The organism is Stenotrophomonas sp. LGBM10 (assembly GCF_046736075.1).
GTDB lineage: Bacteria > Pseudomonadota > Gammaproteobacteria > Xanthomonadales > Xanthomonadaceae > Stenotrophomonas.
On sequence record NZ_CP177163.1, the window covers coordinates 925643 to 947110 of the forward strand.

A 21468-nucleotide genomic window follows, 5' to 3' on the forward strand; every position below is an offset into this window, starting at 1 on the left:
ATTCTCAGGAGATTGACCGGCAACGGCCGCGACGTGCGCGGCGCGGGATGCGCTCAGGGCCGCACTGCCGCAGGGGCCAGCGGCAGTGCCGCCGCCAGCCAGACCAGCCAGCCGGCGAACGCCAGCAGCTGCGCCGGCGGGCCCGGCATCACCGCCGGCAACGCGAACGCCGCCAGCAGCACCGTCGTCCCGCAGGCCAGGTGCAGCTGGGCCACACGGCGCCAGCCGGTCAGCGACCAGGCGCCGCCGGCGGTCATCAGCGCGCCCGGCACGAAGGCCAGCACCCAGACCATCCATGCGCTGGCGTGGTAACGGCTGGCCACGCTTTCGATGTCGTCGGCATCCAGCGGCAGCAGCCCCATCGCGGCAAAGGCCAACGCCGCCAGCATCAGCATCTGCGCCCCCACGCGCAGCGGCCACGGCGCGGTGCGCGGTACGCGCAGCAGCAGGCAGAACGCCACCACGGCCGCCATCACGCCCGGCAGCAGCAGCGTCACCAGGCTGAAGGCACGCCCATGCGGCACGCCAAGGGCGCCGAGCAGGGCCAGCGGATGGCGCATCGGATCAAACGCCGGCAAGGCCAGCGCGAATCCCGTGGCCGCCAGCACGAATACCGCTGCGGCTGCCGCCCCCAACCCCTGTTCCCAGCGTTTTCCAGCCTGCATCGTCACTCCGGATATCGCCGGACGTCCCGGCCTTGCCTACCCGGCGCATTGTCTCCGGTTTGCCGCAGGCGCGGCAGTGGGGTTGCGTCGGGCGGGCGCCGGCACCATACACTCGGTTACCTGTTTCCCGTTGATATCCGACCATGAGCGATCTCCCTTACGTCTTTGACGCCACCACCGAGTCCTTTGAAGCGCAGGTGCTGCAGAAGTCCCTGCAGACCCCGGTGCTGGTGGACTTCTGGGCCACCTGGTGCGGCCCGTGCAAGACCCTGGGCCCGATGCTGGAAAAGCTGGCGGGCGAGTACAACGGCGCGTTCGAGCTGGCCAAGGTGGACGTGGACCAGGAGCAGCAGATCGCCGCGGCGTTCCAGATCCGCTCGGTGCCCACCGTATTCCTGGTCAAGGGCGGCCAGATTGTTGACGGCTTCCCGGGCGCGGTGCCCGAAGGCCAGCTGCGCGAGTTCCTGGCCCAGCACGGCGTGGTGCCGGCGGCGCCGGCCGAGGACGCCGCAGCCGCAGAGGAACCGGCCCCGCTGGATCCGCAGGCCCAGGTGGATGTGCTGCGCGCGGCAATTGCCGCCGAGCCGGACAAGGAAGAGCTGAAGCTCGACCTCGCGCTGGCGCTGCTGCAGACCGGTGCCACCGCCGAGGCCAGCACGCTGATCGACGGGCTGCCGGCCAACCTCTCCACCGATGATCGCGCCGTGCGCGCCCGCGCGCGGCTGGACTTCGCCCACGCCCTGCAGGACGCACCGGCCGCCGAAACGCTGGAAGCGCGGATCGCCGCCAATGGCGATGATCTGCAGGCGCGTCATCTGCGCGGCGTGCAGCAGTTGCTCGCCGGCGACGACGAGGCCGCGCTGGAGCAGTTCCTGGAGATGCTGCGGCGTGACCGCAGCTACGACGAGGGCCGCCCGCGCAAACTGCTGATCGATGCCTTCAAGGTGATCCAGGACGACGACCTGGTCGGCCGCTACCGCCGCCGCATGGCGTCGCTGCTGTTCTGAGTCGACCACGTTCAGAAACCCTGCACGGGTCCCGGGCAATAATGGATCGCGGCACGTTGGACGCCGCGATCCATTCGGGGGGATGAGGTCTCGGCCATTGGGGTCCGCACGGCTGAGCCCCGCTTTGCAGGGCGCCATCGACCGTGAGATTGACCTTTACGCTGCAGCGTTTCCCCCGTGCCATGCGCACTCTGCTGCTGGCCGTGCTGCTGCTGTCCCCGCTGACGCTGCTGGCCCAGGACTGGCACTACCGGGTACGCCCCGGCGACACCCTGTGGGACCTGGCCACCAACTACCTCAAGCCCGAGGTCGAATGGGAGCGCCTGCAGCAGCACAACCGCGTGGATGATCCCTACCGCCTGCCGCCGGGTACCCAGCTGGCGTTCCCCGTCGCCTGGCTGCGGGTGCAGCCGGTGCCGGCGCGGGTGGTGGCGGTGCGTGGGCCGGTACAGGCGGGCACGGTCGCCGGCCGCGTCGCGATGCGCGCCCTGAAGGAAGGCGACCTGCTGCGCATCGGCGAAGAAGTCCAGACCGGCGCCGACGCCAGCGTCACCCTTGAATTCGCCGATGCCTCGCGCCTGCAGCTGCGCGAGGGCTCGCGCCTGCGCCTGGACCAGCTCAGCCGGTATGGACGCACCGGCATGGTCGATACCCGCCTGCGCCTGGAACAGGGCCGCGCCAGCAACCGGGTAACCCCGGCACGGGGCCCGGCCTCGCGGTACATCATCGATGCGCCCACCGCTACCAGCAGCGTGCGCGGCACGGTGTTCCGGGTCAGTGCGGGCCAGGACGGCCGGGGCGCCGCCACTGAAGTGGTCGAAGGCCGCGTGCAGGTCGGCAACCGCAATGGCCAGCGTCTGGTCGCCCGCGGCCAGGCCACCCGCACGCCCTCGGCGCAGACCCGCCCGGCCGCGCTCGAAGCCTTGCTGCCAGCACCGGCGCTGGATGCGGCGCAGACCCGGCTGGATCCGCTGCCGGCGCGCTTGGCCTGGGCCCCGGTGGACGGCGCCAGCGGGTACCGGATCGAGGTGGTGCGCGCCGACCAGCCGGACGTGCTGCTGGCCGCCCAGGACAGCACCGCCACCACGGCCACGTTCGACAACCTGCCCGCCGGCACCTTGCGGGTACTGGTGCGCGCGGTCAGCGCCGATGGCGTGGAAGGCCTGGACACCGAGCGCGATTTCACCGTCCGTGACCAACCCGTGGCCCCGCTCACGGTGCGCCCGCGCCACGACGAGACCGTGAACAGCACGCGGCCGCGCTTCGAGTGGAGCCAGGTACCCGATGCCACCTCCAGCGTGCTGCAGATCGCCATCGACCCGCAGTTCGTCGCGCCCCTGCTGGAACAGGAGACCTCGTCCACCCATCTGCGTCCCGCGCAGCCGCTGCCGCCGGGGGCGTATTACTGGCGCGTGGCCTCCCGGGACGGCAACGGCCACCAGGGCCGCTTCGGCCAGGCGCTGCCGCTGACCCTCACCGACACTCCGGTCGATCCGGCGCTGCAACCGCCGGAAGCGGCCAAGGGCCAGCTGACGCTGCGCTGGCAGGCAGGCGAACCCGGCCAGCGCTACCGCGTGCAGCTCGACCGCAAGGGCGACTTTGCCCAGCCGCTGCTGGACCGTGAGGTCGACCAGCCCGAAGTCACGCTCAAGCGCCCCTGGCACGGCACCCTGCATGTCCGCGTGCAGTACATCGAAGACGATGGCTACGCCGGGCCGTTCTCGGTGCCGCAGCAGGTCAAGCTGCCCTGCCGCACCTGTTATGGCGCCGGCGGCGGTGCCCTGCTGCTGTGGCTGCTTCTGTGAGACCGCTGCACCTGTCCTGGCCAGGCCGGCTGCTGCTGGCCCTGGCGATGGCGGGGCTGGCCGTGGCTGCCAGCCAGTGGCAGTGGTTCTGGAAGCAGGACGAAGCGGTGTACGACACCTACGTCGGCGGATGGGACTACACGCCGGACCCGCGCCTGCTGATCGTGGCCATCGATGACAACAGCCTGCAGCAGCTTGGCCAGTGGCCGTGGCCGCGCGCGACCCATGCGCGCCTGCTCGACCGCCTCACCGAGGCCCGGGCCGGCCGGGTTGCCCTGGACCTGATGCTGTCCGAACCGGACCGTCGCGACGCGGCGCAGGATGCCGAGCTGGCCGCCGCGATCCGACGCAACGGCCAGGTGGTGCTGCCGGTGCTCGCCGCGCCCAGCAGCGGGCCGCGCATGGCCGAGGAACTGCTGCCGATCCCGCTGATTGCCGCCAACGCGGCCACCCTTGGACACAGCGACGTTGAAGTGGATGCCGATGGCGTCGCCCGCGGGCTGTACCTCACCGCCGGCATCGGCTCACCGCACTGGCCCGCGCTGGGGCTGGCCCTGGCCGACGTGCGTGGCCCGCTGCCCGGTCTGCGCGACGGCGGCGCCGAGGTGTCCTCGCCCTACCAGTGGCGCCGCGACCACTATGTGCGGGTACGTTACGCCGGACCGCCGGACCGCTTTCCGCAGGTGTCCTACGTGGACGTGCTCAACGGCACCGTGGACCCGGCGCTGCTGCGCGGCCGCCTGGTGATGGTGGGCATGACCGCCAGCGGCATCGCCCCGCCCCTGCTCACCCCGACCACGCGCGAGCGCTGGATGAGCGGCAGCGAGTACCAGGCCAACGTGGCCTCGATGATGCTCGATGGCAAGGTCATCGGCGTGCTGCCCACGATGTGGCAGAGCGGGCTGACCGCGCTGCTGGTGGCGCTCTGCTGCCTCGGCCTCACCCTGCCGCGGGCGTGGCTGAGCGCGACGCTGGCGCTGCCGGTGTCGCTGCTGCTGAGCCTGGTCCTGCTGCGTGGCGGCAACCTGTGGTTCGCCCCGGCGGCCAGCCTGGTCGGCATGCTGCTGGTGATCGCGGCCTGGGCGGTGTGGCGGGTCAGTGCGTGGCGGCGGCAGGCCAACAGCGATGCGCTGACCGGGCTGGGCAACCGCCTGCGCTTCGAACAGTCGCTTCAGCAGGAGCACGACGCGGGCCGCCGGACCTCCCGGCCGCTCAGCCTGGTGCTGATCGATGTCGATCATTTCAAGCGTCACAACGATCTTTACGGCCACCAGGCCGGCGACGATGTGCTGCGCCGTATCGCGCGCGAAATCGGCGCGCACGCCCGCCGCCCGCGCGACATGGCGGCACGCTTCGGCGGCGACGAATTCGCCCTGATCCTGCCCGACACCGCCGTGGACGGCGCGGTGCAGGTGGTGCAGGACCTGATCGCAGGCGTGCAGCAGCTGGAGATTCCCGCCGCCCGTGGCGAGATCACCCGGATCACCCTGACCGTGGGCGTGTACACCCGCATTCCGGCCGCACACAGCGAACCACGGCACTTCTTCGAGGGCGCCGACGTGGCGCTGTACCGGGCCAAAGCCGCAGGCCGCAATGGCTATGCGGTGGATGACGGCGGCGCGGGCTGACCCCCGGGGCGGACACCGGCATTCACCATACGCAGGCGAATGTTAGACTCCAGCCACCCTCCCCTGCGCGACCGGACCCCCGATGAAGGCCAGCCTGTTCCGCCACGGCATCAACCTGTGGCCCCCGTTCCTGTTCACCGGCATCCATGTGACCGAGGTGGCCGCCGATTACCGCCACGTGCGGGTCGAACTGCGCATGCGCCCGTGGAACCGCAACTACGTTGGCACCCATTTCGGCGGCAGCCTGTTCGCGATGACCGATCCGTTCTGGATGCTGACGGTGATGCAGAACCTTGGCCGCGACTACTACGTGTGGGACCGCGCGGGCGAGATCGAATTCCTCAAGCCGGGGCGCGGCACCGTCACGGCCGAATTCCGCCTCGACGACGCGCTGCTGGACCAGCTGCGCGCCGCCACCGCGGGCGGCGAGAAGTACCTGCACTGGTTCAGCAACGACATCGTCGATGCGCAGGGCGAGGTGGTCGCGCGGGTGCGCAAGCAGGTCTACCTGCGGCTCAAGCCCGACGCGCGGGGGGCCGGCAAGGCCGCCCGCTGAGCGATCGCCGCAGCGCGCCCCTCAGGGCGCCGTGGCCGGCATCGGCACCTGCAGCATCGCCGTGATCCCTTCGTCCGGGCGGGCTGCGGCACGCCGCGGGATCTGCAGCCACTGTCCATCGGCGCTGAGCACCGGTGTGCGGGTGGGCGACCGCATCGATGCGGGCAGGCGCTGCAGCGCCTGCGCCGGTGCATCCGGCTGCTGGCGCAGCCAGCGCTGGGCGGCCACCAGGCGCAGCAGCGCCGCGCTGTCCTGGGCACGGTCGGCATAGGGCCGCATCGTCATCGCGCCGATCGCCGCCAGGCGGCAGCCGAGCGCATTGGCCACGCAGTCGAACCCCGACGCCGGCAGAACCGGCTCGCGCAGCGGCCGGTCGTCGGCCAGCGCCTGCATCGCCGCCGCGTCGCAGGCCCACGCATAGTGCGGCGCGAAGCGTGCCTCGGTCCGTGCCAGGTTGAACACCAGCGGCTGCAGCACACTGCCCTGCGCGGACGTGCGCAGCGCCGCCTGCCCCATCGCGAACTCGCCGCGCATGGCCGTGCACAGGCTCTGCTCGGGCACGGTCATCGGCTGCAGCGCCGCCGCACAGACCGGCGGCAGGGCGGTATCGGCGGGCAACCCGGCCAGCAGGTCGGCGAGCAGGTGCGCCTGCCCCTCCAGCAGTGCCGCGCCCATCATGCTGAACAACAGGTTGTCGCCGCGCCCGACCAGCCGGCGCCCGGTCAGGATGTCCGCACACGTCCCCTCCAGCGCGCGCGGGGTATCGCCCTGCACATGTGCCAGTGCGTTGCCCGACAGCGTGTCGAGCAGCGGCCGCATCGCCGGCAGCGGCGTCATCAGATCGGTGTCGTAGGCACGGAACGGCAGGCGGTAATGGTCGAACCGGGAGAGCTCCGCGACCCGTGCGTGCAACGCCTCGTGACCGACGTGGGCGGCGGCGAAAGCGGCCGGATCGGCGCGTACGGCCGCCAGGCAGCCGATGCCGCGCGCACCGCAGCCGAACGCGGCGGTGATGGCTGGCTGCGGGAAGCGCTCCTCGGCCACCGATGCCTGCGGTCGCCTGCCGGCCACGCCCTGCTGCCAGCGCTGCAGATCCTCGGCCAGCACCTGCTCGCGCCCAGCCGCGTCCATCCCGTCGAACCCCAGGGTCCACAACGCGGCCGCGCCGCTGCGGCCCTCCACCGGGGGCGTCGCACGCAGCAGCTGCAGGGCGTCCTGGTGCGCCTGCGGCACCGGCCACAGCCGCGCGGCCAGCCACGTGCCTGCAGCCAGCAGCACCAGCACCCCGATCCCTATTGCCGCCACACGCATCGGTTTGGTCACAGCTGCTCCCTGTTGGCGACGATTGCCCGAATCGACCAGCGTAAACGGAGCCACGCCGCCGCTACAATGCGCGGATGTCGCCCGAAGCCCCCCAACTCGTTCCGCGCCCCTCCCTGCAGCGGTTGTTCCTGACCGGCCTGCTGACCCTGCTGCCGATCTGGCTGACCTGGGTGGTGGTCAAATTCGTCTTCGTTCTCCTGTCGGGCATCAGCAGCCCGGTGGTGGTGCCCCTGTCGGCACAGATCGCCGCGTCCTTCCCGCACTACCTGGGCTGGATCAAGGTCGAGTGGATGCAGAACCTGATCGGGCTCGGCGCCACGCTGCTGGTGATCCTCAGCGTCGGCGTGCTCAGCCGCCGTGTGATCGGCCAGCGCCTGCTGCGCTGGTTCGGCGCGGTGATCCGCCGCATTCCGCTGGCCAGCATCATCTACGACAGCGCCAAGAAACTGCTGGACATGCTGCAGACCGAGCCGGGCAGCACCCAGCGCGTGGTGCTGATCGATTTCCCGCACCGTGACATGAAGTCGGTCGGGCTGGTGACGCGGGTGATCCGCGAACAGGGCACCGACCGCGAACTGGCCGCCGTGTACGTGCCAACCACGCCCAACCCGACCTCCGGCTACCTGGAAATCGTGCCGGTGGAACTGCTCACGCCCACCGACTGGACCGTGGATCAGGCCATGAGCTTCATCATCTCCGGCGGCGCGGTCGCCCCGGAATCGGTGCCGTTCACCCGCGCCGGCGACCGCTGAAATGAGCGCGCGGCCGCTGCAGGATCGCGCGGTCCTGCTGTTCATCGCGCTGGCCGCGTTTTTCTGCGCCAACGCGGTACTGGCCGAACTGATCGGCGTAAAGATCTTCGCGCTGGAAGACACGCTCGGCGTGTCACCGTTCAACTGGAACCTGTTCGGCCAGACCGGCTCGCTCAGCTTCACTGCCGGCACGCTGCTGTGGCCGGTGGTGTTCATCATGACCGACACCATCAACGAGTTCTTCGGCCGTCGCGGCGTGAAGTTCATCTCGTGGCTGGCGGTGGTGCTGATCAGCTACGGTTTCCTGTTCGCCTTCGCGGCGATCTCGCTGGTACCTGCCGACTGGTGGGTGACCTCGATGCGCGCGCACGGCGTGCCCGATTACCAGGCCGCGTTCGCGGCAGTGTTCGGACAGGGCATGTGGACCATCGCCGGCTCGCTGGTGGCGTTCCTGTTCGGGCAGCTGATCGACGTGGCCGTGTTCCACCGCATCCGCCGCGCCACCGGCGAGCGCCATGTATGGCTGCGCGCGACCGGCTCCACGGCGGTGTCGCAGCTGGTGGACAGCTTCGTGGTGATCTGGATCGCGTTCGTGCTGGGTCCGCAGCAGTGGCCCACCTCGCTGTTCCTGGCGGTCAGCAGCGTCAACTATGTCTACAAGATGGCGTTCGCGATCGCGCTGATTCCGCTGCTGTATCTGATGCGCCGCGCAATCACCCGCTATCTGGGTGCAGAGCGCGCCGAGCAGTTGCGCGCCGACGCGGCGGCTGACTGAGCGCCATACGGCACGAACCTGACCAGGCACCTGCGCTGGCCGTATCCGGCCGAATCGGGCAAGCTCCCGTGTCTGTGCGTTCACGGAAGTAGCCGATGCCCCACCCCGCCCGCGCCCTGGCGCTTGCCATTGCCGCCCTGCTGGTGTTCAGCGCCGCCGCGCCGGCCGAAGCCGCCAAGAAGAAGACCAGCCGGCCCGCGGCAGCGCAGACCCGCGCCGCCGCCAAGCCCAAGGCCAAGCCGCGTGCCCGGCCCGCCGCCGCCCCGACCCGCCAGCCCCTGGTGCGCCAGCAGACCAAGGCCGCGCAGCTCAACCGCATCTACGACGAGTACTGGGATGCCGCGATGCGGCTCAACCCGCTGCAGGCCACCTTCCAGGGCGATGCACGCCACAACGACCAGCTGCCCAACATCCTGTCGGCCGCCTACCGCCAGCAATCGCACGATTTCAGCGTGGAATGGCTGGGCAAGGTCGAGAAGATCGGCCCGGACGGGCTGACCGGCCAGGATCTGCTGAGCTACGAAATCTTCGTGCGCGACGCGCGCATGTCGCTCGCCGCCGAGCAGTATCCCGGCTGGATGCTGCCGGTGAGCCAGTACTACAACCTGGGCAGCATCATGGCCATCCTTGGCTCGGGCTCGGGCGCGCAGCCGTTCAACACCGTGCAGGATTACGACACGTGGTCGCGTCGCTCGCTGGGGATCGCACCGCTGTTCGACCAGGCCATCGCCAACATGCGCCAGGGCATGGCGGCCGGCGTGGTGCAGCCGCGCGACCTGATGGAAAAGGTGCTGCCGCAGCTCGATGCGGTGATCAAACCCACCGCCGAAGAAAGCATTTTCTGGGCACCGGTGCGCAACCTGCCCGATGACCTCCCCGAGGCGGACAAGGCGCGCATCGCCGCCGAGTACAAGCGCATGATCGAGTACCGCATCATGCCGGCCTACCGCGCGCTGCGCGGCTTCATCGCCACCGAATACCTGCCGGCCAGCCGTGCCAGCGACGGTCTGTCGGCGCTGCCCAACGGCCAGGCCTGGTATGCGCAGAACATCGTGCAGAGCACCGCCTCCACGCTGACGCCGGTGCAGATCCACGCCCTTGCCGAGCAGCGTGTCTCCGCGCTGCAGGCGCAGATCGCCACGATCATGAAGGACAACCGCATCCGCGGTTCGCAGCAGAAGATGCTGCGCAACATGCGCAGCGACCGCGATTTCCAGTACGCCAACGCCGATGCGCTGCTCACCCGCTACAAGCAGCTGCAGGGCCAGGTCAACGCGCGCCTGCCCGGCCTGCTCGGCACGCTGCCGAAGGCACCGATGGAGATCCGCGCGGTGGAAGCCGAGCGCGCCGCCACCGCCGCTGCGGTCAGTTACCAGCCGCCGCTGCCCGACGGCATGCGTCCGGGCATCCTCTACGTCAACACCGGCGATCTGCCCAGCCGCCGCCGCTGGGCCGCCCCGATGCAGTACCTGCACGAAGGCATTCCGGGCCACCACGTGCAGTTGGGCCTGCAGCAGGAGCTGGACAAACTGCCGCGCTTCCGCCGCCTCGGCGGCGACATCGCCTTCGTCGAAGGCTGGGGCCTGTATGCCGAATCGCTGGGTGAGGAACTGGGCGTCTACCAGGACCCGTACGAGCGCATCGGCTACCTGCAGGGCGCGCTGACCCGCGCCGCGCGCATGGCCGCCGACACCGGCGTGCATGCCCAGGGCTGGAGCAAGCGACAGGCCGTTGACTACCTGGTCAAGACCGCCGACCTGCCGGTCGAAGACGCCACGGCGGAAGTCGAGCGGTTCATGGCCCTGCCCGGCCAGACCCTGGCCAACGGCCTGGGCGAGCTGAAGATGATGGAGCTGCGCGACAAGGCCAAGACCGCACTGGGTTCGCGCTTCGACCTGCGCCGCTTCCACGAGGAAGTCCTGCGCGACGGCTCCATGCCGCTGGACATCCTCGACGCCAAGATCGCCCGCTGGATCGCCAGCGAAGAGGCCGGCGGCAGCGGCAGCGCCAGCCCCGCGTCCACGCCCTGATCGGAACGACGCCGGCCATGCCCCCTGCACTGCCCCCGCCCGACGACAGCGGCCTGCTTGGCGTCCACCACGTGGCGCTGATCGGATCGGACTACGCCCGCTCCCGCGCCTTCTACACCGAGGTGCTGGGTCTGCGCGTGCTGGCCGAACACCATCGGGCCGCGCGCGACTCCTGGAAGCTCGACCTCGCCCTGCCCGACGGCAGCCAGCTGGAACTGTTCTCGTTCCCCGGCGCACCGCCACGGCCCAGCCGGCCCGAGGCACAGGGCCTGCGCCACCTCGCCTTCCGGGTGGCGGCACTGGAACCGGTGATCGCCCGCCTGGCCGCCGCCGGGGTTGCCTGCGAGCCGATCCGCACCGACGAATACACCGGTCGCCGCTTCACCTTCTTCGCCGATCCCGACGACCTGCCGCTGGAGCTGTACGAGATCCCGGCCGGCCCCGGCTGACGCCCGCCCCCGGCACGTTCCGTACCGGAGCGAATGGGTATACAGTCGGCCCTGTACCGGCCCTGCGCCGGCATTCACGGACATCCCTGGGAGGGGAACATGCGCAAGACCTTCAAGACGCTGCTGCTGGCACTGCCGCTGGTCATGGCCGCCCTGTCGGCCAACGCCGCCGACAGCGCCGTCGGCCGCTGGAAGACCATCGACGACAAGACCGGCAAGGTGAAGTCCATCGTCGAGATCACCCAGGCCACCAACGGCACCCTGACCGGCAAAGTGGTCGAGATCCTGCATTCGGACAAGGGCCCCAATCCGGTCTGCGACGGCTGCGAAGGCGCCAACAAGAACAAGCCGGTCAAGGGCATGACCATCCTGTGGAACCTCAAGGCCGACGGCGCCAGCGCCTGGTCCGGCGGCACCATCCTGGACCCGGCCAACGGCAAGACCTACAAGTCCAAGATGAAGCTGCAGACCGGCGGCGCCAAGCTCGACGTCTCCGGCTGCGTCGCCTTCATCTGCCGCGCCCAGACCTGGGTACGCGAGTAAGCGGCAGGCGTTGTTGAGCGTATGAAGACGAAGGCCGAGGCGGCTACCCCGCTTCGGCCTTCTGCGTTTGCGGCGTCCCCAAACCGGTCCGGCGGCGTGGCAGCCTGCCCGTGCGGGGCGGCCCACACCCCCTCCATGCGATAATCCCCGGTCCCCAAGGCAACAGCGCTTCCCATGACCCGCACCGCTCTCGTCACCACCGCCCTGCCCTACGCCAACGGCCCGCTTCACCTGGGCCACCTGGTCGGCTACATCCAGGCTGACATCTGGGTGCGCGCGCGTCGAATGAGCGGCGGCAAGACCTGGTTCGTGTGCGCCGACGATACCCACGGCACCCCGATCATGCTCGCCGCCGAAAAGGCCGGCGTGACCCCGGAAGCCTTCATCGCCAACATCCAGGCCAGCCACGAGCGCGACTTCGCCGCCTTCGGCGTTGCCTTCGATCATTACGACTCGACCAACTCGGCCACCAACAAGGCCCTGACCGAAGCCTTCTACCTCAAGCTCGAGGCGGAAGGGCACATCGCGCGCCGCTCCGTGGCCCAGTTCTACGACCCGGCCAAGGGCATGTTCCTGCCCGACCGCTACATCAAGGGCATCTGCCCCAACTGCGGCAGCGCCGACCAGTACGGCGACAACTGCGAAGTCTGCGGGGCCACCTACAGCCCCACCGACCTGAAGGAACCGAAGTCGGTCATCTCCGGTGCCACCCCGGAAATCCGCGATTCGGAACACTTCTTCTTCGAAGTGGGCCGTTTCGAAGGCTTCCTGCGCGACTGGCTGGCGGGCGACGTCGCCCTGCCCGGCGTCAAGGCCAAGCTCGGCGAGTGGCTCAATGCCGACGGCGGCCTGCGCGCCTGGGACATCTCCCGCGACGCACCGTACTTCGGCTTCCAGATCCCCGGCCATCCCGGCAAGTACTTCTACGTCTGGCTGGATGCCCCGATCGGCTACCTGTCCAGCTTCCAGGCGCTGTGCGCCAAGACCGGCGAAGACTTCGACGCGCACCTGCGCGCCGGCACCACCACCGAACTGCACCACTTCATCGGCAAGGACATCGTCAACTTCCACGGCCTGTTCTGGCCGGCGGTGCTGCACGGTACCGGCCACCGCGCGCCCACCCGCCTGCACGTCAACGGCTACCTCACCGTGGATGGCGCCAAGATGTCCAAGTCGCGCGGGACCTTCGTGATGGCCCGTACCTACCTCGACGCCGGTCTTGAACCCGAAGCGCTGCGCTACTACTTCGCCGCCAAATCCTCCGGCGGCGTCGACGATCTCGACCTGAACCTGGGCGACTTCATCGCCCGCGTCAACGCCGACCTGGTCGGCAAGTTCGTCAACCTCGCCAGCCGCTGCGCCGGCTTCATCAGCAAGCGCTTCGACGGCCGCTTGGCCGCCGCGCTGCCGGACCCCGCCCAGTACGACCGCTTCGTCGCCGCCCTGGCGCCGATCCGCGAAGCCTACGAACGCAACGACCCGGCCGCCGCGCTGCGCCAGACGATGGCGCTGGCCGATGAAGCCAACCGCTACATCGACGATGAGAAGCCGTGGGTCATCGCCAAGCAGGAGGGCGCCGATGCGCAGCTGCAGTCGGTATGCACGCAGGGCCTGAACCTGTTCCGCGTGCTGGTCACCGCGCTCAAGCCGGTGCTGCCGGCCACCGCGGCCCAGGCCGAAGCGTTCCTGGCCGCCCCCGTGCATGCCTGGACCGACGTCGCCTCGCCGCTCGTCGCCCACACCATCGCCGTGTACGCCCCCCTGTTCACCCGTATCGACCCGAAACTGATCGACGCCATGACCGACGCATCCAAGGACACCCTGCAGGCCGCCACCCCGGCCCCCGCCGCCCCGGCCAAGCCCGCCAAGCCTGCCGCACCGGCACCGGCACCGGCACCGGCCGCCGCTGGCGACGCCGCGCCGAGCTACATCGGCATCGACGATTTCGCCAAGCTCGACCTGCGCATTGGCAAGGTGCTGGCCTGCGCGTTCGTCGAGGGCTCGGACAAGCTGCTGCGCTTCGAGCTGGACGCCGGCGAGCTGGGCACGCGCCAGATCTTCTCCGGCATCCGCGCCAGCTACGGCGAACCGGACGCGCTGGTCGGCCGCAGCGTGGTGTTCATCGCCAACCTGGCCCCGCGCAAGATGCGTTTCGGCCTGAGCGAAGGCATGATCCTGTCGGCCGGTTTCGACGGCGGCGCCCTGGCGCTGCTGGACGCCGACAGTGGCGCGCAGCCGGGCATGCCGGTCCGCTGATCGCGTCCAGGTGCGGTCCCCGTGACCGCACCTGCCCCGAGCATCTCCGGAGAGGATCGGATGGAACTGGCACTGTTCGACTTCGACCACACCGTCACCACCTGCGACACCTATGGCCGCTTCCTGCGCCGCGTTGCCACGCCCGAGCAGTTGGCGCAGGCATGGTGGAAGATCGGCCCGTGGCTGCTGGCGTACCGGCTGAAGCTGATCTCCGCCGCGCGCATCCGTGCCCGCGTCACGCGCTTGACCTTCAGCGACCGCCATGCCGACGACATCGCCACCCAGGCCGCCGGCTACGCCCGCGATGTCCTGCCGGAGGTGGTGCGCCCGCAGATGCTCGAACAGATCCGCTGGCACCTTCAGCAGCGTCACACGGTGGTGATCGTGTCCGGTTCGCTGGACCTGTATCTGCGCCCGTGGTGCGAGGCGCTCGGCATCGATGTGATCTGCAACCGGCTGGAAGCGCGCGACGGTCGCCTCACCGGCCGCTATGCCGATGGCGACTGCGGACCGCGCAAGGTCGAGCACATCCGCCGCCGCTACGACCTGTCACGCTTCCTCCGCATCCACGCCTACGGCGACAGCCGCGAAGACCGCCCGATGCTGGCACTGGCCCACGAACGCTGGTATCGCGGCAAACCACAGAAATGACCCCTCCGCGCAGCCGACGCCACGCATGACCACCGCACGCATCCCCCTGGTCGAACGTCTCGACCGCCTGTTGCCGCAGACCCAGTGCGGCCAGTGCGGCTACGACGGTTGCCGCCCCTATGCCGCAGCGATGGCACGCGGCGAGGCCGGCGTGGAGCGCTGCCCGCCCGGTGGCGATGCCGGTGCGCGTGCACTGGCACGGGTGCTGGGCGTGCCGGCTGTTGCATTCGACCGCAGCCGCGGCGAACACGCGCCGGACCAGGTCGCGCTGATCGTCGAAGCGGACTGCATCGGCTGCACCAAGTGCATCCAGGCCTGCCCGGTGGATGCCATCGTCGGCGGTGCCAAGTACATGCACACCGTCATCGCCGATCTGTGCACCGGCTGCGGGCTGTGCCTGCCACCGTGTCCGGTGGACTGCATCGTGCTGCTGCCGCACCCGGTCGGCCCCACGCCGTAGCGCGGGGCACTGTACCGCTGGCTTACGGCAACGCGGCCGTCACCACGATTTCCACCTTCCACGACGGATCGGCCAGCTTGGCTTCCACCGTGGCACGCGCCGGGGTCATGCCCGCCACCACCCACTCATCCCACGCGGCATTCATGCCGGCGAAGTCGTTGATGTCGGCCAGGAACACCTCGGCGCGCAGGATGTGCTGCTTGTCGCTGGCCACCAGCGCCAGCAGCTTGTCGATCTCGCCCAGCACCTGGCGGGTCTGGCCGGTGATGTCCTGGCTGGTGTCTTCGGGGATCTGCCCGGACAGATAGGCAACCTTGTTGTGCACCGTCATTTCGGACATGCGCGGACCGACGTCGAAACGTTCCAACATGGCGATTACTCCTGTGGGTGATGAACGCATTGTCGCCGATGCGGCGTGAGCGCAGCCACCCCGCTTGGCAAGCGCCCGCATCAGGCGCACGATGCGCCCGCTGGTCACCCTGACCCGCCTTGACTCTCCCATCGCCTGCCCCGGAGCACGCTGTACCGATGACCGAACCCTCCCCGGCTCCCACGCCGTCCCGCGTCGCCTGGCGCCGCGCGGCGACCGTCATCTTCAGCCTTGGCATCCTCGCGCTGGCCCTGCATGGGCTGGCCAACGAATTCGACGAACATGGCTACCGCGCCATCCGCGACGCGTTCCGCCACCTGGGCGGCGGCCAGATCGCGCTGACCGTGCTGCTCGGCCTGGCCAGCTATGCCTGCCTGATCGGCTTCGATGCGATCGGCCTGCGCCGCAGCGGCAAGCGGCTGCATCCGGCCCGTGTCGGCATCACCGCGTTCCTCGCCCACACCCTGGGGCAGACCCTCGGCTTCGCCGCTCTCACCGGCGGTGCGGTGCGCCTGCGCGGCTATGGCGGCGCCGGGCTGTCGCTGGGCGAGATCGGCCAGGTTGTGCTGATGAGCACGCTGGGCTTTGTGTTCGGCGCGTGGCTGCTGTTGTCGCTGGCCTTCCTGCTCGAACCTGGCGCGGCCGCGCTGGCGCTGCCGGTGTCGGAGCAGGCCGTTCGCGCGTTCGGCATCGCCGGGCTGCTGGCCTATGCCGTCACCGTGCTGCTGGTCGGCCGCGACGGCCGCACGTTCCGCATCCGCGGCCACGCGCTGTGGCTGCCCGACCGCCGCACCATGCTCGGCGTTACCGCGTTGAGCGTGGTTGAACTGGTGCTGGCGGCGGCGGCGTTCTACGTGCTGCTGCCGATGGATACGCCGACCGGGCTGCCCGGCTTCGTCGGCCTGTATCTGGTGGCGGTGCTGGCCGGGCTGATCTCCAGCGTGCCGGCCGGCCTGGGCGTGTTCGAATGGAGCCTGCTCAAGCTGCTGCCGCAGGTGGCGCCTGCCTCGGTACTCGCCGCCGCGCTGATCTACCGGGTTACCTACTACGTGGTGCCCCTGCTGCTGGCGACCCTGCTCGCACTCGCACCGGCGCTGCGCCGGCCGCTGCGCGCCAGTGCCGGGGCCACCCGCGCCGGCTGGACCGCGCTGCGGCCGTGGCTGCCGCAGATCATCGCGCTGGCGGTGTTCAGCGTGGGCGCCGCCCTGGTCATCGACGGCACGCTGCCAACGCCGCGCCGCCATCTGCTCAACGCCTCGCTGCCGATCCTGGAAACCTCGCACCTGCTTGGCAGCCTGGCCGGTGTGGCGCTGCTGCTGATCGGCCAGGGCCTGCAGCGGCGCAGCCACGCGGCGTGGATGCTGGCGCTGGCGATCTGCGTGATCGCGCCGCTGCCGATCTGGCTGCGCGGCGGCCAGGTACTGATCGCACTCTCCGCGCTGCTGGTGGCCACGGCGTTGTGGGCCTCGCGCCGCGAGTTCTACCGCCAGGGCGCGCTGCTCGACGAAGCGTGGTCGTGGCCGTGGATCCGCAACCTCGGGCTGGTGCTGGTGGCGGTGATCTGGCTGCTGTTCTTCGTGTACAGCCACGTCGAATACCAGAACGAGCTGTGGTGGCAGTTCGCGCTGTCCGGCAATGCGCCGCGCGCGCTGCGTGCGCTGCTGGTGGTGGCCATCGCGTTGACCATCTTCGGTCTGGCGCGTCTGCTGCACAGCACCCGTACCCCGCTGCCACCCGCCGATGCGCCGACGCTCGCCGCGCTCGCGCCGATCCTGCAGCGCGCCGAGGACACCCAGGCCTGCCTGGTGCTCACCGCCGACAAAGCGGTGCTGCGCGACAAGGCGCAGACCGGCTTTGTGATGATGCAGCGCTACGGCGGCTCGCTGATCGCGATGGGCGACCCGGTCGGGCCGCCGGAGACCGTGCGCGAACTGATCTGGCGCTTCCGCGAGGAAGCCGACCGGCTCGGCCTGCGCCCTGTGTTCTACCAGGTTGGCGAAGCGCACTGGCAGACCTATCTGGACCTCGGCCTGACCCTGGTCAAGCTCGGCGAGGAGGCAATGGTGCCGCTGCAGGGGTTCACCCTGGAGGGCCGCGACCGCGCCGATCTGCGCCAGGCCTGGAACCGCGGCAAGCGCGGTGGGCTCACCTTCCGCGTGGCCCCGCCCGAGGAGGTTCCGGCCCTGCTGCCGGCGTTGGCGGAGATTTCCCAGGCATGGCTGGACGACAAGGCCGGCGATGAAAAGGGGTTCTCGCTGGGCAGCTTCGATCCGGACTACCTGGCGCGCTTCCCGGTGGCGCTGGTCGAGGCCGAGGGCCGCATCGTGGCCTTCGCCAACCTGTGGCAGGCCCCGGCTGGCCATGAGCTGTCGGTGGATCTGATGCGCCACGTCAACGATGCGCCGAAGGGCACGATGGACTTCCTGTTCATCGAACTGTTCCTGTGGGGCCGCGACCACGATTTCCACCGTTTTTCGCTCGGCATGGCACCGTTGTCCGGCCTGGCCCAGCACCGCCTGGCCGGGCGCTGGAACCGCTTCGCCAACGTGGTGGCGCGTCATGGCGAGCGTTTCTACGGTTTCAGCGGGTTGCGCCGTTTCAAGTCCAAGTTCGCCCCGGTATGGCGCGCCCGCTACCTGGCCGCCCCCGGCGGCATGCACCTGCCCGCCGCCCTGCTCGACGCCACCCGCCTGATCTCCCTGGACCCACGCCGATAACCCGCGCGCTGCGCGCGATAGCCGACCAACGGTCGGCTCTGCCCGTGCCAGATCAATCCCCGCGCGCGCCCGTAGAGCCGGGCTCTGCCCGGCTGCTCTCCGCACCGCCGCCGATAACCCCGCGCGCTGCGCGCGATAGCCGACCAACGGTCGGCTCTACCCGTGCCAGATCAATCCCCGCGCACGCACGTAGAGCCGGGCTCTGCCCGGCTGCTCTCCGCACCGCCGCCGATAGCCCCGCGCGCTTCGCGCGATAGCCGACCAACGGTCGGCTCTACCCGTGCCCCAATCGACACCCCGCGCGCTGCGCGCGATAGCCGACCAACGGTCGGCTCTACCGATGCCCAAATCCAAACCCCGCGCGCTTCGCGCGATAGCCGACCAACGGTCGGCTCTACAGTGCTAGCGCGCCGGGAGATGCGCGAGCAGCGTCTGTGCCAGGCGGTCGTAGTCGCCCTTGAAGTGATGGTCCCCGGGCAACTTGATCACCTGCGCGTTGCCGGGCGGCAAGTCCGGGCACAGCGCGTCGTCATCGTCCTCGCCATACAGGCACAGCGTTTTCCCGGGCGGCAGGCGCGCCACTTCCGGGGCGATCGGCAGGCCGTCGCCGCCACCGCCCAGCCAGTTGCTCACATGGAATTCGTAATCAGCCTTCCGCCCCACCGACATCAGCGCGATCATCGCCAGGCTGTCGCGCGTGGCCGGCGACAACTGGTTGATCGCGGCAGGCAGCACGTCCGCGCCCTGCGAGAACCCGATCAGCACCACACGCTGGCGCTGCCATTGCTGACGATAATGGGCGGCAATGCGCTCCAGGTCGCGGGCAAAGCCCTGCGGCGTGCGTTCGCTCCAGAAGTAGCGCAGCGAATCCACGCCGACCACCGACACCCCGGCGTCGCTCAATGCGGCGGCCACTTCCTTGTCGAGCCCCGCCCAGCCGCCATCGCCGGAAACGAAGATCGCCAGCGTGTCGCCGGGCGTGCGCGAAGGCACTTCCACCACCGGCAGTCCCTTGAGGTCATCCGGCGGCGGTGCCAGGCTGACGCCCTTCTGCGCGCCCAGCACCTGCGCGGCGGCCAGCAGGCCAGGCAGGGCATCGCCGCTCGCGGTGCGCTGGAACGGCCTGGCCATCGCAACGCGGCGCACGAACACCCCCGCATCGCCGGCGCGGCAATGCGCCTCGCCTGCGGCATTCAACCACGGGAAGCTCAATTCGGTCGGCTGCAGGCGGCCGTGGCTGACACCGGCGCCACAGACCATGCGTTCGCGCGCGCCGTCCGGGCAGAAGTCGGTGGTCAGCAGGCCGGCAAACACCTGCGTATCGGCCTGCGCGGCAACGGCGTAGGCCAACTCGGCGCCTTCGCCATCCCCGCCGATCAGCGGCAGGTGGTACCCGGGCAACTGCAGGTACGCCTGGAACCAGCGCGAGAAATTCTCGACATCCCCCGCACCGAAGCCACAACTGCCGCCGCCATCACGTGCCACGTTGCGGCGCAGCCGGGCCACATCAACCACGGCCACCAGCGCGCCCTGTGCACGCAGTGCGGCAACCCGCGCGGTGCTTCGCCCGGGATCGCGGCCCCCGTCGAACCACACCACCACCCGCTGCGGGTGGCCGTCGGGCAGGTACACCGGCGTGTCCTGGAATCGACCATGACTGACCGTCCGTGGCGGCGTGGCCGCGGCCGTTGCCGCCGTCCCCGCCATGACCAGTGCCAACACCTTCCCCCACGCGGCTCGCCGCATCGTCTCGCATCCTCGGATAGATGCACCACACGATACGCCGGTCGCCCGCCAAGGGCATGTACACAGACTGGCCGCAGCCCTCAGCGGCGCGCGGGCGCGGTCTGCACGCGGGTCTGCCGCCACTGCTGCCAAGCAACCGCCAGCAGCCAGGTCACCACCACCGCGATGACCAGCTTCTGCCCGGCCCCGCGCGGCGGCCCACGCCACAGTACGTGCAACCACAGCAGAACGAAGCTCAGCCAGGCCCAGCCCCACGCCGCGCCCGCCCAGCGCGACCAGCGCGGATCGGCACGCAGATACCAGCTCTGCAGCAGCATCGCCACGCTGGCGCACAGGAACGCGGTATTGGCGGCGATGCCGTGTACCAGCGGTGCCAGCAGCGGTGCATGCGCGGGCAGCCAGCTGTCGCCGATCGCCACACCCATCAGGCCCAGCCCGGCCACACAGAACAGCATCGGGGCCGCCGCACTGCGTCGCGGCGAGCCACTGCCGGCATGCAACGACACCGCCAGCAACATGATCGCGACCGCCAGCATGCAGTAGGCGCCGCGCAGGGCCAGGCCCCCGGGGCCGTGCAGGTACAGGCTCAACGTGGCGCGGACCCAGTCCAGGTCGTCACGGGCGAACTGCGTCCAGACCGCTGTCGCCACGAACAGCAGCAGCGCCAGGATCGCCAGTTGGGCGAACGCGCCCTGCCAACGCGGGGACGGCTGCATCGACAGACTCACGGCGCCTCCGGATGGCGCAGCATCCACGCCGCCAGCGCGGTCCGGTAGCGCTGCAGCTCATCGCTGTACAGATCCAGCACGCACAGCGGGCAACCGCTCCCGCAGCATTCGTTGGGACCCGGCGCTTCCGGCGGTTGCGGACGCGGGTCGGCGGGATCGGGGTCGGCGGGATCGAAATCAGGAGCAGACATCGTGCGGGACACGGCAACAGGAGTGCCGCTCAGTGTAGCCCGCGCCCTTCAGCGCTCAAGCAGCCGCCGCAGATTGGCCCGCGCCGGCGCGTCCAGACGCTGGTGGAAGAAGTCGCTCAGGAAGATCCGCGGCTTCATCAGCACCTGTCGCAGGAAGCGCCTGCGCTGCATGCGGAACAGAAAGCCCGGCACATGGCCGGCGTACTCCTCCGCGATGCCACGGTCATAGGCGTCGAAGACCGGCGCCGGCGCGCCCAGGATCGCCATGTCGCAATCGAGGAACAGCGCGGCCTCGGCGTCCACGTCCGCCGCGGCCAGCTTACCGTGGCGCGCGGTCAGCTCGATCAGCTGCACCACCCGTTCAACGTCGATGCCCTGCGCCGGCAGCCAGCGTGCGATCGCCTCGCGGGCCAGTTGTGCCGACCGTGCCTCGTTGTCGCTGCGCCCGGCGTCGTAAATGGCGTCGTGGTACAGCGCGGCCAGCTGCACCTCGGCCGGCGCCTGCCAGCCGGGGCCGTCCTCGGCCACGGCCAGGCAGTGCCGCAGCACCGCCTGCACGTGCGCGAAGTTGTGGTACGCCCGCGGCGGCTCGGTGTAGCGGGCTTCCAGCTCGGCGAGCTGGGCAGGCGGCAGCGGAATCGGTTCAAAGCGCATGCGCCATCATTGGCCGGCACGCAGGCGCTGGCAACCCCGCGTCCGCACCCGCGCCCGGCAGTTTTTTCGCCACCGCCACACAGGCGTTGCGGCACAGGCGCTGCCAGCGGTTATCCACATGTTTACCCGGCGGCCATCCACACCGGCTGTGGATGGCCGGAT

General features: G+C 70.1%; 20 protein-coding genes. 13 read left to right on the plus strand and 7 right to left on the minus strand.

Translation table 11 applies throughout. The features are described 5' to 3' along the window. Window positions 1–53 precede the first annotated feature (53 nt). Complete coding sequence (locus ACLB90_RS03920) at window positions 54–665, minus strand: DUF998 domain-containing protein (RefSeq protein WP_411851703.1); 612 nt, start codon at window positions 663–665, stop codon at window positions 54–56. A 143-nt stretch (window positions 666–808) separates the two neighbouring features. Between ACLB90_RS03920 and trxA the strand changes: the two genes are divergently transcribed. The 4 genes from trxA (at window position 809) to ACLB90_RS03940 (ending at window position 5661) form a co-directional block, all read left to right on the plus strand. Then, complete coding sequence (gene trxA / locus ACLB90_RS03925) at window positions 809–1672, plus strand: thioredoxin (RefSeq protein WP_411851704.1); 864 nt, start codon at window positions 809–811, stop codon at window positions 1670–1672. A gap of 182 nt (window positions 1673–1854) precedes the next feature. Then, window positions 1855–3477 carry a FecR domain-containing protein gene (locus ACLB90_RS03930; protein WP_411851705.1) on the plus strand — a complete coding sequence of 541 codons (1623 nt, stop codon included), beginning with the start codon at window positions 1855–1857 and terminating at the stop codon, window positions 3475–3477. After that, a complete protein-coding gene (locus ACLB90_RS03935; RefSeq protein WP_411851706.1) occupies window positions 3474–5105 on the plus strand; it encodes a CHASE2 domain-containing protein in 1632 nt (543 codons plus the stop codon). The genes ACLB90_RS03930 and ACLB90_RS03935 overlap by 4 nt, the downstream gene beginning before the upstream one ends. An 82-nt stretch (window positions 5106–5187) precedes the next feature. Further along, window positions 5188–5661 (plus strand): DUF4442 domain-containing protein, encoded by a 474-nt coding sequence (locus ACLB90_RS03940; RefSeq protein WP_411851707.1) that lies wholly within the window; start codon window positions 5188–5190, stop codon window positions 5659–5661. Between the two features lie 21 nt (window positions 5662–5682). Here the strand turns inward: ACLB90_RS03940 and ACLB90_RS03945 are convergent, their stop codons facing one another. After that, window positions 5683–6984, minus strand: a complete 1302-nt coding sequence (locus tag ACLB90_RS03945; protein ID WP_411851708.1) for a hypothetical protein — start codon at window positions 6982–6984, stop codon at window positions 5683–5685. Window positions 6985–7058: 74 nt separating this feature from the next. Here ACLB90_RS03945 and ACLB90_RS03950 point away from each other — a divergent pair, with 74 nt between their 5' ends. From ACLB90_RS03950 to rnfB, 8 genes are all read left to right on the plus strand, one after another. Continuing rightward, window positions 7059–7736, plus strand: coding sequence for a DUF502 domain-containing protein (locus tag ACLB90_RS03950; RefSeq protein ID WP_411851709.1), 678 nt, complete (start codon window positions 7059–7061; stop codon window positions 7734–7736). A 1-nt stretch (window position 7737) separates the two neighbouring features. Next, window positions 7738–8511, plus strand: a complete 774-nt coding sequence (locus ACLB90_RS03955) for a queuosine precursor transporter (RefSeq protein ID WP_411851710.1) — start codon at window positions 7738–7740, stop codon at window positions 8509–8511. Between the two features lie 95 nt (window positions 8512–8606). Next, window positions 8607–10541, plus strand: a complete 1935-nt coding sequence (locus ACLB90_RS03960; protein ID WP_411851711.1) for a DUF885 domain-containing protein — start codon at window positions 8607–8609, stop codon at window positions 10539–10541. Between the two features lie 17 nt (window positions 10542–10558). Next, on the plus strand, window positions 10559–10990 hold the full coding sequence (locus ACLB90_RS03965; RefSeq protein WP_411851712.1) for a VOC family protein: 432 nt from the start codon (window positions 10559–10561) through the stop codon (window positions 10988–10990). A 99-nt stretch (window positions 10991–11089) separates the two neighbouring features. Then, window positions 11090–11533 carry a DUF2147 domain-containing protein gene (locus ACLB90_RS03970; protein WP_017357410.1) on the plus strand — a complete coding sequence of 148 codons (444 nt, stop codon included), beginning with the start codon at window positions 11090–11092 and terminating at the stop codon, window positions 11531–11533. Window positions 11534–11707: 174 nt separating this feature from the next. Further along, window positions 11708–13789 carry a methionine--tRNA ligase gene (gene metG, locus ACLB90_RS03975; RefSeq protein WP_411851713.1) on the plus strand — a complete coding sequence of 694 codons (2082 nt, stop codon included), beginning with the start codon at window positions 11708–11710 and terminating at the stop codon, window positions 13787–13789. A gap of 60 nt (window positions 13790–13849) precedes the next feature. Then, window positions 13850–14440 (plus strand): HAD family hydrolase, encoded by a 591-nt coding sequence (locus ACLB90_RS03980; RefSeq protein ID WP_411851714.1) that lies wholly within the window; start codon window positions 13850–13852, stop codon window positions 14438–14440. A 25-nt stretch (window positions 14441–14465) separates the two neighbouring features. After that, window positions 14466–14900, plus strand: a complete 435-nt coding sequence (rnfB, locus tag ACLB90_RS03985) for an Rnf electron transport complex subunit RnfB (RefSeq protein ID WP_411851715.1) — start codon at window positions 14466–14468, stop codon at window positions 14898–14900. 22 nt (window positions 14901–14922) lie between these two features. Here rnfB and ACLB90_RS03990 read toward each other — a convergent pair whose 3' ends face one another. After that, window positions 14923–15270, minus strand: coding sequence for a RidA family protein (locus ACLB90_RS03990; RefSeq protein ID WP_411851716.1), 348 nt, complete (start codon window positions 15268–15270; stop codon window positions 14923–14925). A gap of 158 nt (window positions 15271–15428) precedes the next feature. Between ACLB90_RS03990 and mprF the strand changes: the two genes are divergently transcribed. Further along, a complete protein-coding gene (gene mprF, locus ACLB90_RS03995) occupies window positions 15429–17987 on the plus strand; it encodes a bifunctional lysylphosphatidylglycerol flippase/synthetase MprF (protein ID WP_411851717.1) in 2559 nt (852 codons plus the stop codon). A gap of 402 nt (window positions 17988–18389) precedes the next feature. Here mprF and ACLB90_RS04000 read toward each other — a convergent pair whose 3' ends face one another. The 4 genes from ACLB90_RS04000 to ACLB90_RS04015 form a co-directional block, all read right to left on the minus strand. Beyond that, window positions 18390–19733: a virulence factor family protein gene (locus tag ACLB90_RS04000; protein ID WP_411851718.1), complete on the minus strand. Its 1344-nt coding sequence runs from the start codon at window positions 19731–19733 to the stop codon at window positions 18390–18392. A gap of 80 nt (window positions 19734–19813) precedes the next feature. Further along, window positions 19814–20449: a DUF998 domain-containing protein gene (locus tag ACLB90_RS04005; protein WP_411852693.1), complete on the minus strand. Its 636-nt coding sequence runs from the start codon at window positions 20447–20449 to the stop codon at window positions 19814–19816. 8 nt (window positions 20450–20457) lie between these two features. Further along, window positions 20458–20652 (minus strand): oxidoreductase-like domain-containing protein, encoded by a 195-nt coding sequence (locus ACLB90_RS04010; RefSeq protein ID WP_411851719.1) that lies wholly within the window; start codon window positions 20650–20652, stop codon window positions 20458–20460. Between the two features lie 48 nt (window positions 20653–20700). Then, window positions 20701–21306 carry a hypothetical protein gene (locus tag ACLB90_RS04015; RefSeq protein WP_411851720.1) on the minus strand — a complete coding sequence of 202 codons (606 nt, stop codon included), beginning with the start codon at window positions 21304–21306 and terminating at the stop codon, window positions 20701–20703. Window positions 21307–21468 lie beyond the last annotated feature (162 nt).

Excerpts from the sequence above, each read along its gene's own strand:
- ACLB90_RS03920 (WP_411851703.1), bottom strand. The coding sequence starts at position 665 with ATGCAGGCTGGAAAACGCTGGGAACAGGGGTTGGGGGCGGCAGCCGCA.
- trxA (WP_411851704.1), top strand. The coding sequence starts at position 809 with ATGAGCGATCTCCCTTACGTCTTTGACGCCACCACCGAGTCCTTTGAA.
- ACLB90_RS03930 (WP_411851705.1), top strand. The coding sequence starts at position 1,855 with ATGCGCACTCTGCTGCTGGCCGTGCTGCTGCTGTCCCCGCTGACGCTG.
- ACLB90_RS03940 (WP_411851707.1), top strand. The coding sequence starts at position 5,188 with ATGAAGGCCAGCCTGTTCCGCCACGGCATCAACCTGTGGCCCCCGTTC.
- ACLB90_RS03950 (WP_411851709.1), top strand. The coding sequence starts at position 7,059 with ATGTCGCCCGAAGCCCCCCAACTCGTTCCGCGCCCCTCCCTGCAGCGG.
- ACLB90_RS03955 (WP_411851710.1), top strand. The coding sequence starts at position 7,738 with ATGAGCGCGCGGCCGCTGCAGGATCGCGCGGTCCTGCTGTTCATCGCG.
- ACLB90_RS03960 (WP_411851711.1), top strand. The coding sequence starts at position 8,607 with ATGCCCCACCCCGCCCGCGCCCTGGCGCTTGCCATTGCCGCCCTGCTG.
- ACLB90_RS03965 (WP_411851712.1), top strand. The coding sequence starts at position 10,559 with ATGCCCCCTGCACTGCCCCCGCCCGACGACAGCGGCCTGCTTGGCGTC.
- ACLB90_RS03970 (WP_017357410.1), top strand. The coding sequence starts at position 11,090 with ATGCGCAAGACCTTCAAGACGCTGCTGCTGGCACTGCCGCTGGTCATG.
- metG (WP_411851713.1), top strand. The coding sequence starts at position 11,708 with ATGACCCGCACCGCTCTCGTCACCACCGCCCTGCCCTACGCCAACGGC.
- ACLB90_RS03980 (WP_411851714.1), top strand. The coding sequence starts at position 13,850 with ATGGAACTGGCACTGTTCGACTTCGACCACACCGTCACCACCTGCGAC.
- rnfB (WP_411851715.1), top strand. The coding sequence starts at position 14,466 with ATGACCACCGCACGCATCCCCCTGGTCGAACGTCTCGACCGCCTGTTG.
- ACLB90_RS03990 (WP_411851716.1), bottom strand. The coding sequence starts at position 15,270 with ATGTTGGAACGTTTCGACGTCGGTCCGCGCATGTCCGAAATGACGGTG.
- mprF (WP_411851717.1), top strand. The coding sequence starts at position 15,429 with ATGACCGAACCCTCCCCGGCTCCCACGCCGTCCCGCGTCGCCTGGCGC.
- ACLB90_RS04000 (WP_411851718.1), bottom strand. The coding sequence starts at position 19,733 with ATGCGGCGAGCCGCGTGGGGGAAGGTGTTGGCACTGGTCATGGCGGGG.
- ACLB90_RS04005 (WP_411852693.1), bottom strand. The coding sequence starts at position 20,449 with ATGCAGCCGTCCCCGCGTTGGCAGGGCGCGTTCGCCCAACTGGCGATC.
- ACLB90_RS04010 (WP_411851719.1), bottom strand. The coding sequence starts at position 20,652 with ATGTCTGCTCCTGATTTCGATCCCGCCGACCCCGATCCCGCCGACCCG.
- ACLB90_RS04015 (WP_411851720.1), bottom strand. The coding sequence starts at position 21,306 with ATGCGCTTTGAACCGATTCCGCTGCCGCCTGCCCAGCTCGCCGAGCTG.